Raw genomic sequence first — 17,214 nt, 5'->3', positions numbered from 1 at the left:
CATAGTTCATAGTAGTACCAAATGAGCTATGAATGAGTACAAAGTTAATGCAGATGTGTTTAATTGAGATTCCCGTTGATCTAAAATATAGCTATGAACCAGCAACTATGATCCATGAACCAAACCTAATTTACCTTAAATACAAATACTACAGCACCTTTTTGGGTATCGGGGGCGTTTTCTGCCGGGCTGATGCGGGAGTTTCTTACGGCATCCTCGCATTTTTGGATCAGGTTATAATCAGATATGGTGGTTCCGCGGCCTGCCTTGGCATAAGTTACATTGCCAGCTTTATCTACCTGTATATCTATCACTACCTTGCCTGTAAAACGATTACCATCATCAACATTGGGTTTACTTACAAAATTACGTGATTGCAGATTGAGACTACCGCCATTGCCAGATCCTGTTCCGTTGTAGTTATTGGTAAGGGTTGTGCCGGTTGGTTTGCCCTGGTTGCCTGGTGTACTGCCAGTTCCATCGCCTTCGCCGGTGCCGGTTGTAGCCTTGCCTTTATATAAGGCATTCTGGTTCACGGTAGGTTTGGCCGGTGTTTTGGTTGGCTGCGGAGTAGTTACGGTATTGGTTGGTTTTTTTGTAGGCGCAGCCACTTCCGGTGCGTCCTCTGTATTTTGGGTCACCACGGTTTTGTCGCTGGTTTGCGGTGTGGGTTTATCCTCGGTGGGTTTTTCGTGGGTAACTTTATCCGGTTTGGTATTATTGGCCTTTTCAGCAACCGAAGGTTCCTCGGTGCTCATATAATCGTTGCCCATACCTTCATCAACCGTACCGTAATTTACCAGTATGCCCCCGGTGCCTTCTTCCTGTTTTGGCGGGTTTTGAAACACGATAAAATAACAGGCAGCAATAAGCACAGCCAAAATAATGCCTGTTGCCGCAAATGCCTTTGGATAGTTATTTTCTTCTCTGTATTCCATTTTTCTGTTCCGTGGTTCGTGTTGTCGGGTTCGTGTTGCGTGTTGTAAGGTTCGTGGTTGGTGTTATCAAGTTTGTGATTTATACCTGATTTCCGGAACCTCGAACCCCGCAACACGAACCTATTTAGGTTCCGTTGCCAGAACCAGTTTGATGTTTAATTTTTGTGCTATATCCATTACCTGAACCACATCCTGTATGGCTACAGTTTTATCAACGTATAAAACTATGGTGAGTTCGGTTGCCAGGGTTTTATATCCGGATAAGGTAGTTTGCAGGGCATCTACCGGAACTTCCTTTTTGTCGACGTAATATTTCAGATCCTTAGTTACCGATACCGTGATGGTTTTTTTGGATACCGATTGCCCGCTTGATGATTTGGGCAGTACCAGCTTGATCACATTTGGGTTAGTAACTGTTGATGCGATGAGGAAAAACAAAAGCAGGAAGAACATGATGTCGTTCATGGCCGAGGTATGAACCTCTGCCGATGCCCCTCTATGTCTTTTTCTTAAATTCATTTGCTTGGCTCCTCTAACAGATCAATAAATTCAATGGCATCAGTTTCCAGGCTCAAAATTACCTTATCAACCATCATATTCAAAATATGGTAACATACATAAGCTACGATACCTACCATCAAACCGGCAGCAGATGTTACCATTTTTACATATAAACCACCAGATATAACACCCATGCTGATGTTATCTGTTTTAGATATATCATAAAAGATCTTGATTACCCCGGCAATAGTACCCAGGAACCCAAACATGGGCGCGATACCCGCCACAATACCCAGGATACCAATGTTTTTTTCCAATTTGGATACTTCCAGCTTGCCCACGTTTTCGATGGCGCCCTCGATATCCTTAATGGGGCGACCGATACGCAGCAAACCTTTTTGCAGCATACGGCCCAGGGGCGAATTATTATTACGGCAAAGCGCTATGGCCGATTCCAGGTTACCCGAGTGGATACTGGAGCGTACCTGCAACATCAGGTTTGCTTCGTTTTTGGAGGCTTTACGGATGGTAAAATAGCGTTCAAAAAATATAACCAAACCTAAAACAGCCAAAATACCAATGGGAACCATCACCCAACCACCCTTGATCAATAGATCGCCAAAACGCAGCTCTTCGGGCTGTGTGGTGATAGGTTGTGTAATGTGGCCTGCGGTGTCTGCCAGGTGTTTCGCGGTATCTGCTATCTGCTGTATCAATAATAATGTCATTTCTTTTCGTTAATTTCTTGGCTGTATGAGAGTTTGCTTATTTTTTTTTCTTTTATTAATTTAAGTCTTTCGGCTTCTGCTTCTGCAGATGTGGCAAAACTGCCAATGATTATTTTAATATACTTACCAGAACCTGGACCATGCCATGCGCGGGCATCAACACCAACGCTTTTGTAAATTTTAACGGCTTCGTCGCTTTTCTTTTGCGTTTTAAATGAGCCGGCAAATATCACAAATTCAGGTTTGGCTGTGGTATCGGCAGCTGCCACTGTTTTCTTTAACGCCGTATCGGGTTTAGAAATTGCCTTTGCTGTATCCAAAATAGGGGCGGCTGTTTTATTACTGTCATCCGCACTGTCTGCTGCAGCCGCAGGCTGTGTTTTGGGTTGTTCGGCACCGGGTTTTGCCGGTTGCCTGACAAAATTGAACAATGCCGGGTTGTATTTATAAAGTGCAAATGCTGCCACCGCAAGAACGATCAAAATGATGAGCGCGATAAGCCATGGACTTGCCGAACGTGGTTTTTCTTCAACTTCTTCATCCTCATATACCTCGGGCTGATCGGCCGTTGGCGCAGGTGGAGTAACAACGGGCTCTTGTGGAGCTACCGTGAAAGGCAGCGGCTGAGCGGCAGGACTTTCGGACTCCCCAGCTTCCGAACTTTCGGTCTGCTGATTAAGCTTTTTAATGGCGATGGGTGCCAGGCCATAAAACTCGGGACCTTCGTTATGGTTTTCGCCGGCTTTAAACGCGATCTCCCCATTGTTGGTATAAAACCAGCCCAGGTTGGCGAAGGGAACTTCTTTAAAAGCGGCATCCTGTTTTAGAGAAGTGATATACTTTTCGGTAAAATATTTGGATGATGCCAGCGATATGTTTTTCTTTTGGGCGATATATTCTACCAGCGTATCATCATCGAATGGATCCGGACTGAATTGTACCTGGTAACCTGGCGGATATAATTTGCCTTCGGCGCTGTTATAATAACCATTTACACGCACTTGTGTAAATGAACCAAGGCCCGGCACACCTACTTTACTATGCCGGCCTAACAGTTCGCTTAAATAATTGGCTATATCCATTCGCTAAAAATACGGTTAATTATAAAACATCAAAAGGCATAAGGTAAATTGCTTTGTGTTACCTGGTTCACATTATCAGGTTCGGGGTTTGTGTGACGTGGTTCGTGTTATGCGGAAATCCCGAACCACGTTACACGAACCTCGTTACCCAAGCCCGGTCTAAAACGAATACCCAACGCCGCCAAAGATATTAAATCCGTAGTTAGGATAGTATAACCAGTTCTGATAACTGGTGCTTAAAATGTTATTAGCCTGTACAAATACCGTTATTTGACGGGTAGCCTTGTATTGAACACCACCGCTTAAATCGGCAAAGGAGGCTATCGGTTTTTGAACCATAGTTGATGTACCGCCAGAAGTGGTAAATACCCTGTCGTTTGTTGATCCACGGAACAATAACGAACCGGTAATACTTACCTGGTTATTAATATTGATGGATGTACCCGCGGTTAATAAAAATTTTGGCAGGTTCCAGGGCTGTGTTTCTGATGCCATTTGGTAATCTTTGATCTCTACGCGGCCAAAGATGTTAAAATCGTCACTGGCTTTAAAATCAAGCTCGCCGTTAAAGCCGTTCACACGGGCTTTGCCATCATCATAAATCACCTTGAACTTGTTTACTTCGGCGTCGAAATTGCTGACCAGCAAAGGCATATTTTTAACACTGTTGCGGAACACGGATGCCTTAAAGCTTAAACCGGGAGCCAGTGTGCCTTTTAAGCCCGCGCTGAGATCCAACTGGTCAACCGAGTTTTTGATCTCGATGTTTTGGCCGATGAAAGGATTAATGTAAGCCAGGTCATGTAAGGATGTCCGGTTGATATCGCCTTTGGCCTCTACAAACAAACGCACATATTTCGGGATCACCTGCACCTCTAATTTAGCGGCAGGGAAAATATAGAACTTACCGAACTCGCCAAATTCCTTCTCGATGTTTACACCCGCGTCAATCTTATAATTAGTGCCCTGAAATTTGATGTAAGGGTTTAACCTCAAAATGTTATTACTGATTTTATAAAGACTATCTTTCTGTGAACTCAGATCCACCGAACCGCTCAATCCTGCGTAAAATTGTTTTACGGTTTGGTTGATAAAGCCTGATATTACGAAGTTGTTTTCCCTGGCCTGGTAGGCGTTGCTGAAGGCATAACCTTTTATTTTCAACGCATAGGTGAAATCGTTTTCTACGTCTTTATAGTTCTTGGCCAGTTCGGCTTCGGCGCCAATGGTGTTGAAATGTTGCTTGCCGGGTACAAAGCTGTTATCAGGGGCCGATTGATCGTATCCGTAAAAGTTGGTACCCATGCGGTTGTAGGTGATGCGACCACTGATGTTATTATCACCCATGATGCTTTTACCAAATACGCCAACATCATCTTTACTCTGGCTTTGTTTTTCTAATGATCCTGACTGTGAAAAATGTTTCAGGTAACCTCCAAACTGCAATGCCTGGTCACGACCGTTTGAAAAGTATGCTTCACCAAAAAGAGATTTTAGATTTCCCGCGCCTGCTTTAACATAATTGTTTAGCAGAACCGAGTCCTGCTCTGGTGGCCTTTTCATGGCTTCCAACTGACGGATCTCTGAGTTTTGTTCCTGTCTTTTATCAAGCGGAGCATATACTAAAGGAGCTTTAAACGGTGCTTTATCTTCCAGATCTGGGTTACGGCGTATTTTCACCGCGTCGGCCAGTACCGGTTTGTAAGCGGTAGTTACTACGATCTCTTCAGAAAGACTGCCTCCGTTATCGGCATTGGTACCGTTGCCGCCCTTTTTGGTGGTATCCGCAGCAGATTTTGCCGCGGCATCACCTAAGTTTTTTGATGATGTGCTGGCTTTTTTAGGAGCAGTAGTTTTTGCCGCAGGTTTTTTAGCTGCCGGTTTTGCCGGAGCTTTTTTTGCTGCAGTTTTAGTAGTGGCCTTTTTGGCCGGTTTCTTTGTTTGCGCTTGTGCAGGGACAAAGTATAATGCTATTATTAAGGTAAGCAGCGTATAGATATATTTTAATTTCATTGCCTGTCTTTTTATCTTATTCTTTGCCATCCTGTTAGTTTTGACCGGTTTTGGTGGTATCGGCCGGGGCCGGTTTATTATCACTTGTATCTGGTGCAGTGGCCTCTATTTTTACAGGTTTGCCCGTCAGTACACCCAACTTTTGTTTAGCTGTAGGCAATACATCGTCGTTACCTTTATAATTTTCAATAATGCTTTGCAGCGTGGCTTTTGCCTGGAAATTATCCTTCAACTTTACATAATTATCGGCCAGCAAAATATAGGTTTTGGCTACCCAGTAATCATAGTTCGGCATTTCCTTAGCCAAGTCGAAACACATCTTTTGCGATGTTTTGTACCTGCCTTTTAAGTATTCCACATTAGCAATGTTATATTTAGCTTCGGCAGCGGCTACGGTTTTGGTGTTGGTTACGGTGTAATCAAATTCTTTTATCGCGGCAGTGGTATCGCCTTTTTGCAAATAAGCTTCGCCGGCATATAAACCAGTGCGGAATTTATCTTCCTGGGCGGCCTTATCATTACCCCTGATCTGTTTCACGTAGTTCAGCACATCATCAGGCATGTTCATCTGCGCATAGCAAAGCATCAGGTTATTGATAGCGAAGGAGTAATCCTCTTTAAACTCGGCGTTGGTTTCCAGTTTTTTCAGGAACACGATGGCCTCATTATACTTTTTCTGAGAGATATACAGCTTAGCCATGCTGATCAATGATTTCTCGGTATAGGCGCTTGTCCAGTCGTTCAGGATAATGTTATAATCAACAACGGCTTCCTGCGATCTGTTCAGGTTAACCAAACTTTGTGCACGTATAAATCTGGCTTGTTTTTCGTAGATCTGTTTGCTTGGGAATTTATCCAGATAGGCGTTTACTGCGCCTACAGCTCCCTGCCAGTCGCCTTTTAAATAAAGGTTGTTGGCAGCGGTGATCATGATATCTTCCTGCTGCGAGGTGGTATAGTTGCCAATAGAGGTTGTACCTGCGTAATTGATAAACGTTTGGGCATCGCCTTTATCGGTATATATTTTTTCAATTTGTTTGAGCGATTGTTTGGCCTCATCGGTTGAGGAATAATCTGCAACCACTTTTTTGAATGATTCTACAGCCAGATCGTCATGACCGGCATTGTAGTCAATTAGGCCGATGGTAGTAAGCGCGCGCGGTACATAACTGCTGTGCGGGTATTTTTGGATCATGGCGTTCAGGTCGGTTTTTGCACGGTCGCCATCATTTTTTAGGAAATAGGTATAAGCTATCTCAAAAGAAGCATCATCCGCATAATCCGAATTAGGAAAGGCGTTCAAGACATCGTTCAACGTACTGATCTTGGTATCCAGCGAACCTTGTAATCCCTGTATCATACCGCGCTGAAACAAGGCGTAATCTTCGCCCTGGTTGTGCATGGCTATAATGCGGTTATAATAATCAAGCGCGGTGCCGTAGCTTTTCAATACAAAATAGCTATCGCCCAGCCTGGTTATCGCGTCGTTTTCGGTGTTTTTATCTTTTACGTCGCCTCGCAGAAATTTTTCGAAATAATTGGCAGCTTTTTTGTATTGCTCGCCATAAAAGGCAGCGTAGGCCAGTGCATAATTGGCGTAGTTAGCCAGATCGGTCTCTTTGGCTTCGGGCATACTTAAAAACGCTTCAAAGTTTTCTACCGATTCGCCATATTTACGTACCTCATACATAGCCTCGGCCATCCAGTAAGTAGTTAAAGCCTGGGTCTTCCGATCTACTGGGTTTTTTAACGAACGCAGGAAAATACCAATAGCGTTTTCAAAAGCCCGCTCGTTATAAAATTCCAGACCGCGGTAATAAGTTACTTTCTGGTAAGCAATCTGCGCGCTTTCCGATTTGTTAGGTATCGGCTCCAGTATTTCAACGGCCTCCTTGTAATTACGGGAGTTCAGCAATTCCTCGCCAAGCAACACTTTCACTTCATCATTACGACGTGAGCGCGGATAATTTTTTAAATATAAACGGGTAGCTGCCAGCGCTTCGGTATTGAAATCGAGCTCATAGGATAGTTTGGCATATTCATACAAAGCGTCTTCCTGGAGTTGCTTGTCGTAAGTGAGTTTAGAAGCAGCCAAAAACGCATTACGGGCGCTTTGTTTGTTGTTCATTTTCAGGAAAACATCACCCAGCGTGTAATTACCACTTTGGCTGTACACATCGCCCTGCTCTATTAGGCGCTCCAACTCGGTGGCTGCTTTAGCGTAATTACCCACTTTATAATAAGTGTAACCGATTTGGTAGCTATCCTGTGTGTTTTGGGTTTTGCCCTGGTCGCGGCTTTGGAAACGATCATAATATTTAACCGCGCTATCGTAATTGGCCTTAGCAAAATAGGAGGCGGCAATAATGCGCAGCATCTCAGTTTCATGCTCCTGGTGGGTGTTATTTACAATAGGCACCGCATAGCTCAGCACATCATCATAGCGTTTATCCAAAAAGTAAACCGCCGATATGTAGTATGGATAGCTGTTTTCGTATTTTTTGGAATTTTTAAGTTTCTCAAAATTGGCCAGCGCCAGGTGATAATCCTTGTTGAGATAAGCTATGTACGCAAAATAGTAGGTAGCATCCTCGGTAAACTCCGAGCGTTTGTTTTTTACTTCGGCAAAAAGCAGTTGCGCGTTCTTATAATCTTTAAGCGAGAAATAAGCATAACCTTTGCGGAATTTGTACTCGGTATTGTCGTGCCCGTTAAGTTCACCAGCCTCAACCTTGTCAAACCAGCGGATGGCATCTTCATATTTACCTTGTTTAAAATACGATTTACCTATTTGGAAATAAGCCAGCTTGGTTAATGGATTTTCGGGATGCTCTTTAATAAAGCGCAGAAACATGCTTTCGGCATCGTCATTACCCAAATTAAGGGCGCAAAAAGCCTCGTAATACTGGCTGTTTTCTTTTACCAGCGACAGCTCCGACTCAAACTGGGGCTGGGTGGCTGTTTTAAGGCGTGAGGTTTCAACTGTGCGGAATTGCTCGGCAGCAGAGGCAAATTTGCCCTTGTCCATCAGGTCCATAGCCGTATGATAAGTGCGGTAAACCTGGAAGGATGGATTTTGCTGCGCGCTGGCCGTTGAAACAATAAATACGGGGATTAACAGGGAAATGTATTTTATTTTGATCATAAAGCGCATACTAACGATGGTGCTAAATTAGCGAAACGAAAAAGAGCTATTAACATAAGTAATTAACAAATGTGGATAACACAACTAATTAACGAAGGTAATACTTAAGACAATATGTGTGTGGAAAACTTTAAAATTGTTGAACAAAACCATAGCACTGGTATCGATGGTCAAAGGTAACCAAATAGTACACTTAAAGGCAATTTATTTGAACATTATGCATTATATAGTATGATGGGTGATGTTGTATTAATTGACTTAGTTGCCGTGTGTTTTTTACGCCCGGTGGGGCTGCGGGTTAAGCTGCTGTTATTCATTATTTTAATTTCTTCGCCAATTTTAAAGGCTCAAAAAGTAACGGATCCGATTGTTTTAAATATTGAGCGACTGCCTGTATCTGCAAAAGAGTTTTATGTAGCCGGGGTAATAGATAACCGGACCGACCGTACCGCGGTAGCCTGGCTGTTACCACCTGGCCCAGGTAACGCGACAAAGTATGCTATTGACTTTAAAGGAGGTGCATTAGCGGCTATCAGACAGTTTGTGACTGCCGCCCTCCCGCCCGATAAAACGTTAAGACCGGTGATGATCCATTTAGAGAAGTTTAAACTTGATGAAACACCACTGCCTGGCAATCATGTAGAAGGTAAAGTAAAAGTGTCCTTATCTTTTTACCTGCAAAGGGATGGCCAAAATATCCATCTGACAGATTATAATGGCAGTGCTGGTTATAACCGATACGTTAACCAGGAGGTTGACATAGAAATGGTATTACGTCATGCGCTTGAGTATGGCCTTACCTTTTTTAATACCTGGATAAATAATGAGGCCGGCACCAATATTAAACTGGCAAAAGGTGTGAAGATCATTTTTACCGATTATACGGAGGAGCCCGAAGGTGACACCATTTATTATTCATCCAAAAGGCCCTTAACGTGGGACGATTTTAAGGCCAAACCACTTAACAACAGCCGGTTTGGAGCCGAAGTTTTACCCAGCATTGGTTATAGTGAAGATGTGAGTGTGAGTAAAAGCATGGTTAACGTGCACCTGGGTCTGAAAGCCTTTTTACCTAAAAGTGCCTGCTGGGTAAAACCCGATAGTAAAAATGCCTACAGTTTCAATCACGAGCAACGGCACTTTGATATTGTAAAGATTATCATAGAACGGTTTAAGCAAAAACTAAAGGCGGAAAAATATACAGTAGATAATTACGATGGCCCTATCAACGTACAATACCTGGAATCGTTTCATGAAATGAACGTGATGCAGGAGCAATATGATACCGAAACCGCTCACGGCATGAACATGGCCGCACAGGAGGAGTGGAATAAAAAGATAGATAAGGAGCTGAAAATGGTGAGTGGTGAGTGGTGAGTGGTGAGTTTGAAAAGATGCCAATTCAATTAACGCTGTCATCCTGAGGAACGAAGGATCTTCTTCGCGATGTATGGCGTACAATAGATGCTTCGCTCCGCTCAGCATGACAAACATCCCACATCCCAAATCAAAAAATATCTTTCATTTATTTTTGAAAGTTTAAAAAGTTATTTATATTTGTATATGGAATTGGCAGAAGCAAAGCTGAAATTTATTGAAGCCTGGGGTAAATTGGGGTCGGAGTGGGGGATTAACCGCACTATGGCCCAAGTACATGCCTTGCTGCTCATTTCGCCGGAGGCTTTAACTACCGAAGAGGTAATGGCCGAGCTGAGCATATCGCGCGGGAATGCCAATATGACCCTGCGCGACCTGATTGGCTGGGGCTTGGTTGAAAAGCAGCATAAAACCGGTGAGCGTAAAGAATACTTTTATGCCGAAAAAGATACCTGGATAATTGCCAGGCGGGTGGCCGAAGAACGTAAAAAGCGTGAGCTTGATCCGGTGATCAAAATATTAGGCCAGCTAACGGAGGTGAAAGGGGATAAAAAAGATCCCGCCTTTAAAGCATTCCATTCCTCGGTTACCGATATTAACAAGCTGGCCAATAACGTAAACAAAACTTTAGATACCATGCTCAAAGCCGAGGAGAGTTGGTTTTTTGGTTCGATATTTAAAATATTCAAGTAATATTTTTTTGTCTATAAATTTCATTTTTTACTGAAAATTCAATAATTAATAACATATAAATAATCACAATCATGAACTATTTTATCTTAACCTACATTGTTTACCTGCTGGTAAGCATCGCATTAACCGTATGGGTGGCTAAAGTGCTATTTAAAAACGGACGTATATTTTTGGTGGATATTTTTCACGGCAATAATGAATTGGCCGATTCTGTGAATAAATTGCTGGTAGTAGGGTTTTACCTGGTGAATATAGGCTACATGAGCCTGGCCCTTAAAGAAACCGGCAGCATAATCAGTACGCAGGTAGTGGTGGAAGTTTTAAGCTATAAGGTAGGGTGTATTATTCTGATACTGGGGGCTATGCACTTTTTAAACCTGATTGTATTTTTCAAGTTACGCAACAGGGCCAAAAGGGATAGGGCATTTAATATCAATGCCTGAACAGGGAAATAGGCTTTAAAGCGATAGCAGGAGTAATTGCGGTTACGACCTGCTATTTGTGCATTTTAAGCTGCATTATGTAATTGCCGGTTAATGCTTCCAAGTAAAACATCAATATCAAATGGTTTTGCGATAAAATCATCAGGGGCGCCGGTTTGGTTTAATGTTCTGGACACCTCATGGCTTGCCGATATCAATATAACCGGTATATTATGCGTTTCTATACTGCTTTTAACATCTTTGCAAAGTTCACGGCCGTCTAAATTACCTAACATAATGTCTAATAGTATAAGATCGGGCTGACTTTCTCTTATCTTGTCAAAAAGATAATGCCCATCAGCAAGGGTTATCACCTCATAGCCCGAATCTTCCAATATGTACTGTAAAACCTCCAGAATGTCGCTGTCGTCGTCTACTGCTAAAATCCGTCTCATATTTTGTTTTTAAGTATCGTCTATAAATTGCTTTCAGATAATAAAAAAGCAAACTATGCTAAGTTTAGCAATTCTTGTACCAAAGTAATAGTTAAGTACTTAAAGTACAGTTTAATATTGCCGATTATACTTAATAACAAAGCGATTTATTTTCGTAACAGGTACAAATAAAATAAAAAACCGATTTTAATGGCTATTTAAGCAAACATCCGAAGCCGGCTATGGATGTGATTGGTCCACAAAAATATAGGATGCTTTTTTACATTTGGCACAGAAGTACTTCCTCACAGGCAAAAAATATAATACTCTTTTTACAAACCAGTTTCTCTTTAACTGGAAATGGAAAGGCTCACCGCATTTGGAGCAGTGATACTTTTTTTTTCTTTTGGTAGTTGAATTTAGGTCGGTCACTATAAATAAAATAGTGCGCAAATTACAATACCTGTTGTGAAAATGACCTTTAGATTAAGCAAAACATACTTAATAGTATGTTTTGCTTAATCTAAAGCATAAAAAATAATGTTTTGATTAACTACCGTAGTACATAGCGTTTACGCTGACACTTATAACAGATATAGCGTTTTAAGGGCAGAAAGAAGAATATGGTTTTTACAAAAGCGCCCCTTGGTACGCGGTCGTCAAGTGGAGCCTTACACTTAGGGCACATAGGTAATCTTTTACCTTGAGCTCTGATGGATTCAATTGAATTTGCTGGAATAACCATATACGATCGGTACTTTAATTGTATATCAATATTCTATAACGCCTGGTACTAACAAAAATAATAAAATTATGAATGTTTTAATCTAAATATCTAATTATTAGTTAAATGAAATTTTTAAGGCGCAATTTTAATAGATGTTGCAATAAAATATCATTTTGAAGAATGTTTTTTATTTGTCTGTTAATGATTGCCGTTGAGAAAGCGGATTTGAAGAAAAATAAAGGGTAGTAAAATTACCGGCATGGGCCTAATGGAAGATGTATCTTTTAAAAGCTTATATTAAATTATTCACCTTTTCAACCAGTTCAGAAAGATCAAAAGGTTTATTAATAACACCATCGCAACCGTAGTTAAGCAGGTGGTCATCATTATTCAGATAGGCCGAGAATATAATAACCGGTATGTTATTGAATTTACTGTGCAACTTGATGTTTTTGCAAATTTCGCCACCTGTGGTACCGGAAACGCGGTAGTCAAGTATAACCAGATCCGGAAGAAACTGCTCCATTAAAGGCAATACATCCAGGCTGTTCGAAGTACTTTTTACCTCAAACTGTTCATAGGTAAGGGTTTCATGCACAATATCTAATATGTCCTGATTATCATCTAATACTAAAATACGTTTTGACATAAAAAATATTAAAAAGTGAAAAGGCCAAAGGATCTGAGGTATGCGGATAAATGTAACTAAAATAGCATAAAAAGCTATGGCTTGGGCTAAAAAAATTATCGGGTAAATAAAGCACAAACTTAACTATTTTTTATATTATTGAATCATAAAAAAAAAGCAGATCTATATATATTTTTGTTTTAATTAAAGTTTTGAAAAAGAACGATCAAAATATAACTGCAAGACAATACATAGATGATCTGATTATCCAGGCTCCGGTGGCCATCAGTTTTCTGAAAGGCCCTGATCTCATCATTGAATCGGCCAATACGAATGTACTTGAATTATGGGGAAAACAGGCTAATATTATTGGTCTGCCGCTTGTCCTTGCATTGGATGGAAACAGCGCGAGTGATTATATAAAACTGGTTAAGGATGCTTATAAAAGTGGTCATATCCATTATGGTTATGAAACTCCCATCAGGCTTAACCGGAACGAACATGTTAATTTGTTTTATTTTGACTTTGTTTACCAACCTGTTAAGGACAGTAATAATAAGGTAACCGGCGTTATGATTGTTGCCACAGAAGTAACCAAGCAGGTAATAGCCAGGCAGCTTTTAGAAGACGCCGAAGAACGCCTGCGCCTGGCTATTGAAGCTACAGGTATAGGCAACTGGGATCTTGACCTGGTGACTAATGATGTTATCGCATCACCAACGCTTTCGGTTATATTTGGTCTTGACCCTGAAGATAAGTTAACACACTCCGAATTGCGGGATATGATACACCCCGATGATAAGGCGATAGTTAATAATGCCTATAAAAAAGCCATAAAAACAGGTGTTTATTTATACGAGGCGCGTATAATATGGACTGATGGATCGGTACATTGGATACGAACCACCGGGAAGATTTTGTATGATGAACGCGGTAAACCTGTACGCATGCTGGGTACCATTAATGATATTACCAAACGTAAACAGGAGGAGATCATGAAAAATGATTTTATAGCTATGGCCAGTCATGAGTTAAAAACGCCGCTCACCTCACTTAAAGCCTATACCCAGTTACTGGTGTCAAAAGCAAAAAAAGCGGATGATGATTTTTTTATAAACGCTCTTGAAAAGTCAGAAAAGCAGATCAACAAAATGAACAGGCTCATTCATGGTTTTCTGGATATGTCAAAAATTGAGTCGGGTAAACTACAGTTGAATACCCAAACTTTTGATATGAACGAGTTGCTTACCGAGATAGCAGCCGATAAAATGCTCATAGCACCAGATCATGTTTTATCTTTTGAAAACAGACAAACTGTACAGATCACCGCCGACAGGGAAAAGATAGCTCAGGTAATAGGTAATTTTATCAGCAATGCCGTAAAATATTCGCCCAAAGGCAGTGCCATAACTGTAGAGGTTAAAAAACTTACTGAACATTTGCGGGTAAGTGTAAAAGATGAAGGCATGGGCTTAAAAGCCAAAGACCAGCAAAATGTTTTTCAGCGTTTTTACCGGGTGGAAGATGAGAGCACTCGTGGATTGTCGGGCTTTGGTATTGGTCTTTATTTATCGGCCGAGATCATCAGGCTGCATCATGGAAAAATTGCTGTAGAGAGCGAGGAGGGCAAAGGCGCCGAATTTTACTTCCTGCTGCCATTACAGGCTGATTGGGATCGGTCTTTGTAACAACTGACCGGTTAATTGTAACGGTTTTGTCTATAAAAATCCGAAACTCAAATATTGTTATTACTTTAGGCAGATAACATGCGGCCGGGCTTCACCAAGCTGCTTACCTGTACCTAACAGTTTAAATCATGGCATTACTAACTATACTTATCTGTATTATCCTGCTTGTTTTATTGGTAAGCTGGGCAAAAGTTAATCCGTTTATCGCTTTTCTTTTGGTATCTATTGCCGCTGGTCTGATGCTGGGTATCCCTATCAATAAAGTTACCGCGTCTGTACAAAAAGGCATGGGCGATATTATGGGTCAGCTGCTTATTATTATTTGTCTGGGTGCTATGCTGGGCAAGCTGGTGGCTGTAAGCGGCGCCGCCCAAAAAATTGCCGAAGTACTGGTGAATGCCGTTGGCCAAAAATATATACAATGGGCGCTGGTAACCGCCGGTTTTATTATCGGTATACCACTGTTTTATGGTATTGGTTTTGTGCTGATGGTACCACTTATATTTTCGGTGGTGTATAAATATAAATTACCTGCGGTATATATTGGTTTGCCTATGCTGGCCTCGCTATCTGTAACCCATGGGTTTTTACCACCGCATCCATCACCATCGGCATTGGTGGTATTGTTTCATGCCAATATGGCTACCACCTTTATTTATGGGTTGATGATAGCCATCCCCGCCATTATATTGGCCGGGCCCTTATTCGCCCGTTTTCTGAAAAAGATACCCTCGGAGCCGTTAGCTACCTTCAGGGCCGAAGAACTACCCGAAGAAAAACTGCCCGGCGCTTTCAATAGTTTCTTTACCGCCCTGCTGCCCGTGATACTACTCATGCTTACGGCATTTTTTCCGTATCTCGGCATTAAAGATCCCGGCTTGTTAAAACTGGTAACTTTCCTGGGCGATCCATCCATTGTAATGTTGATTGCCCTTATTGTGGCCACCTTTACTTTGGGCGTGAAGCAGGGCAGGAATATGAGTCAACTGGCAACTAATTATACCGATGCCATTAAAGATATCGCTTTAATCTTATTGATCATTGCCGGTTCGGGAGCTTTTAAAGAGGTATTGACAGCCAGTGGTGTAAGCGATCAGATAGCCGCCCAGTTGGAGAAGCTAAATCTTCCGCCACTTGTGTTGGGTTGGGTTATCGCCGCTATTATCCGGATAAGTTTAGGTTCGGCTACGGTAGCGGGGTTAACAGCCGCGGGTATTGTGGCTTCGCTGGTGTTACAAAATCATGTGAACCCCAACTTAATGGTGCTATCTATAGGAGCGGGCAGCCTTGCCTTTTCGCATGTGAACGATTCCGGCTTCTGGCTTTATAAAGAATATTTTAACCTGAGCATCAAAGATACCATCAAATCATGGTCGATGATGGAATCCTTGGTTTCGGTTATTGGCTTAATTGGTGTTTTGATCATTAACCAGTTTGTAAAATAACATACCCAATTGTCATGAGAAAAAGTATCATCATCCTGCTATTATTAATGACTGGTTATTGCAGCCATGCGCAGCAGGCCGCTGGTAATTACTACACTTCTTTTGATGGTACAAAAATATATTACGAGGTAAAGGGAAATGGTTTTCCGGTGATGCTGGTCCATGGCTTTTCTGGTACTGGTGAAGGCTGGAAAAAAGGCCGGCTTTATACCGACCTTTTAAATGCCGGTTATAAAGTGATTGTTTTAGATCAGCGGGGTAATGGCCGGTCCGACAAGCCCCATACGGATGCTGGTTACGCGAATGATGCCGAGGCCAAAGACATCATAGGCTTGGCCAGCAGCCTTAAGCTTAAAAAATATAACATAGTTGGCTATTCGCGAGGTTCCATTATTGCTTCGCGATTATTGGTGCTGGATAAGCGGATACAAAAACTGGTGATGGGAGGCATGGGCGATGCCTATACCAACCCGGAATGGCCCAGGCGTATCCATGCCTACAAGGCGCTCATGGGCGATACTACCTTTCACGATGTGGATGGCATGATTAATTATATCCACAGTAACCCCGCTTTTGATATAACCGCGCTGGCTTTACAACAAAAATACCAGCCCTCTACAAGTCCACAGGAATTAGCCAAAGTAAAAATACCCGTGCTGATCATTTGCGGTACTGAGGATCATGACAACGGATCAGAAACCGCTCTTAACAAACTTATCCCCGGTTCTAAGCTCAATTATGTTCCCGGCGATCATAATAGTGCATCCAGAACTATACAGTTTTCTGCAGCTGTGCTGGCTTTTCTGAAATAAAATGTCATCCTTTGGTTATTTAAAGGCCCTTTTTATATATGCGGCTTGCTATTTGCATGAGTATGTTCAGAGATAATTTTTAAACTTATCAATATTTTATGAAAAAGCTAATGATATATGCCTGTCTGTTTGTAGCGTTTCTGCTAACGCTAACAGTTAGCGCGCAGGCACAAACTAAAAAGAAAATGAGCAAACAGGCCAAAGGCGCCATTATAGGCGGTGCCGGCGGTGCGGTTGCGGGCGGACTTATAGGCCATAATGTTGGGGGAGCCCTAATTGGTGGTGCCATAGGAGCCGGTGGCGGTTATATTATAGGTAACGAACAACGCCGGGCCGATGAGAAAAAACGCCGTGCTGCATGGCGCAGGGCACACCCTAAACATCATCATACTAAAACCATCACCACACACTAACTAATGTTAATAATAGTTAAAAAGCCGGCAGCTTATTTTATCTGCCGGCTTTTTATTTTATCTTAATGGCAATTGTTATTTCGGGCATATCAATTCCGTGTTATAAAATGGCGGCTGTAGTGCAAATAATTGGAGATATATAGCCTAAATGAAAATTTATATTCCGTT

At 41.9% G+C, this 17,214-nt stretch carries 15 protein-coding genes; 7 read left to right on the top strand and 8 right to left on the bottom strand.

The features are described 5' to 3' along the window. Positions 1-125: 125 nt before the first annotated feature. The 6 genes from ACNURT_RS20890 to ACNURT_RS20865 all read right to left on the bottom strand — a co-directional run bounded on the left by ACNURT_RS20890 (position 126) and on the right by ACNURT_RS20865 (position 8,407). Positions 126-938, bottom strand: coding sequence for an energy transducer TonB (locus ACNURT_RS20890; RefSeq protein ID WP_419699377.1), 813 nt, complete (start codon positions 936-938; stop codon positions 126-128). A gap of 120 nt (positions 939-1,058) precedes the next feature. Further along, positions 1,059-1,457, bottom strand: coding sequence for an ExbD/TolR family protein (locus ACNURT_RS20885; protein WP_090464020.1), 399 nt, complete (start codon positions 1,455-1,457; stop codon positions 1,059-1,061). Beyond that, positions 1,454-2,167 (bottom strand): MotA/TolQ/ExbB proton channel family protein, encoded by a 714-nt coding sequence (locus tag ACNURT_RS20880; RefSeq protein ID WP_084192179.1) that lies wholly within the window; start codon positions 2,165-2,167, stop codon positions 1,454-1,456. The genes ACNURT_RS20885 and ACNURT_RS20880 overlap by 4 nt, the downstream gene beginning before the upstream one ends. Further along, on the bottom strand, positions 2,164-3,249 hold the full coding sequence (locus ACNURT_RS20875) for a hypothetical protein (RefSeq protein ID WP_419699376.1): 1,086 nt from the start codon (positions 3,247-3,249) through the stop codon (positions 2,164-2,166). The genes ACNURT_RS20880 and ACNURT_RS20875 overlap by 4 nt, the downstream gene beginning before the upstream one ends. A 159-nt stretch (positions 3,250-3,408) precedes the next feature. After that, on the bottom strand, positions 3,409-5,262 hold the full coding sequence (locus ACNURT_RS20870) for a hypothetical protein (RefSeq protein ID WP_419699375.1): 1,854 nt from the start codon (positions 5,260-5,262) through the stop codon (positions 3,409-3,411). A 34-nt stretch (positions 5,263-5,296) separates the two neighbouring features. Continuing rightward, the gene (locus ACNURT_RS20865; protein WP_419699374.1) at positions 5,297-8,407 is read right to left on the bottom strand and encodes a tetratricopeptide repeat protein; all 3,111 of its coding nucleotides are present in this window, start codon (positions 8,405-8,407) and stop codon (positions 5,297-5,299) included. Positions 8,408-8,638: 231 nt separating this feature from the next. On the opposite strand from ACNURT_RS20865, the gene ACNURT_RS20860 reads away from it, so the two are divergent. The 3 genes from ACNURT_RS20860 (at position 8,639) to ACNURT_RS20850 (ending at position 10,920) form a co-directional block, all read left to right on the top strand. Beyond that, complete coding sequence (locus ACNURT_RS20860) at positions 8,639-9,784, top strand: hypothetical protein (protein ID WP_419699373.1); 1,146 nt, start codon at positions 8,639-8,641, stop codon at positions 9,782-9,784. Positions 9,785-9,970: 186 nt separating this feature from the next. After that, positions 9,971-10,477, top strand: a complete 507-nt coding sequence (locus ACNURT_RS20855; protein ID WP_370995996.1) for a GbsR/MarR family transcriptional regulator — start codon at positions 9,971-9,973, stop codon at positions 10,475-10,477. Positions 10,478-10,548: 71 nt separating this feature from the next. Next, positions 10,549-10,920: a hypothetical protein gene (locus tag ACNURT_RS20850; RefSeq protein WP_370995997.1), complete on the top strand. Its 372-nt coding sequence runs from the start codon at positions 10,549-10,551 to the stop codon at positions 10,918-10,920. Positions 10,921-10,985: 65 nt separating this feature from the next. Here ACNURT_RS20850 and ACNURT_RS20845 read toward each other — a convergent pair whose 3' ends face one another. Further along, complete coding sequence (locus ACNURT_RS20845; RefSeq protein WP_370995998.1) at positions 10,986-11,354, bottom strand: response regulator; 369 nt, start codon at positions 11,352-11,354, stop codon at positions 10,986-10,988. Between the two features lie 998 nt (positions 11,355-12,352). Beyond that, the gene (locus ACNURT_RS20840) at positions 12,353-12,709 is read right to left on the bottom strand and encodes a response regulator (RefSeq protein ID WP_370995999.1); all 357 of its coding nucleotides are present in this window, start codon (positions 12,707-12,709) and stop codon (positions 12,353-12,355) included. Between the two features lie 191 nt (positions 12,710-12,900). On the opposite strand from ACNURT_RS20840, the gene ACNURT_RS20835 reads away from it, so the two are divergent. From ACNURT_RS20835 to ACNURT_RS20820, 4 genes are all read left to right on the top strand, one after another. Beyond that, positions 12,901-14,376: a sensor histidine kinase gene (locus ACNURT_RS20835; protein WP_419699372.1), complete on the top strand. Its 1,476-nt coding sequence runs from the start codon at positions 12,901-12,903 to the stop codon at positions 14,374-14,376. Positions 14,377-14,504: 128 nt separating this feature from the next. After that, positions 14,505-15,821, top strand: coding sequence for a gluconate:H+ symporter (locus tag ACNURT_RS20830; protein ID WP_419699371.1), 1,317 nt, complete (start codon positions 14,505-14,507; stop codon positions 15,819-15,821). 14 nt (positions 15,822-15,835) lie between these two features. Continuing rightward, complete coding sequence (locus ACNURT_RS20825) at positions 15,836-16,633, top strand: alpha/beta fold hydrolase (protein WP_419699370.1); 798 nt, start codon at positions 15,836-15,838, stop codon at positions 16,631-16,633. Between the two features lie 98 nt (positions 16,634-16,731). Continuing rightward, positions 16,732-17,046: a YMGG-like glycine zipper-containing protein gene (locus tag ACNURT_RS20820; RefSeq protein ID WP_419699369.1), complete on the top strand. Its 315-nt coding sequence runs from the start codon at positions 16,732-16,734 to the stop codon at positions 17,044-17,046. The last annotated feature ends 168 nt before the right edge of the window (positions 17,047-17,214 follow it).

It is taken from the genome of Mucilaginibacter sp. NFX135 (assembly GCF_048565145.1).
Classification (GTDB): Bacteria; Bacteroidota; Bacteroidia; order Sphingobacteriales; family Sphingobacteriaceae; genus Mucilaginibacter.
This window is presented reverse-complemented; position numbering and strand designations above follow the sequence as displayed.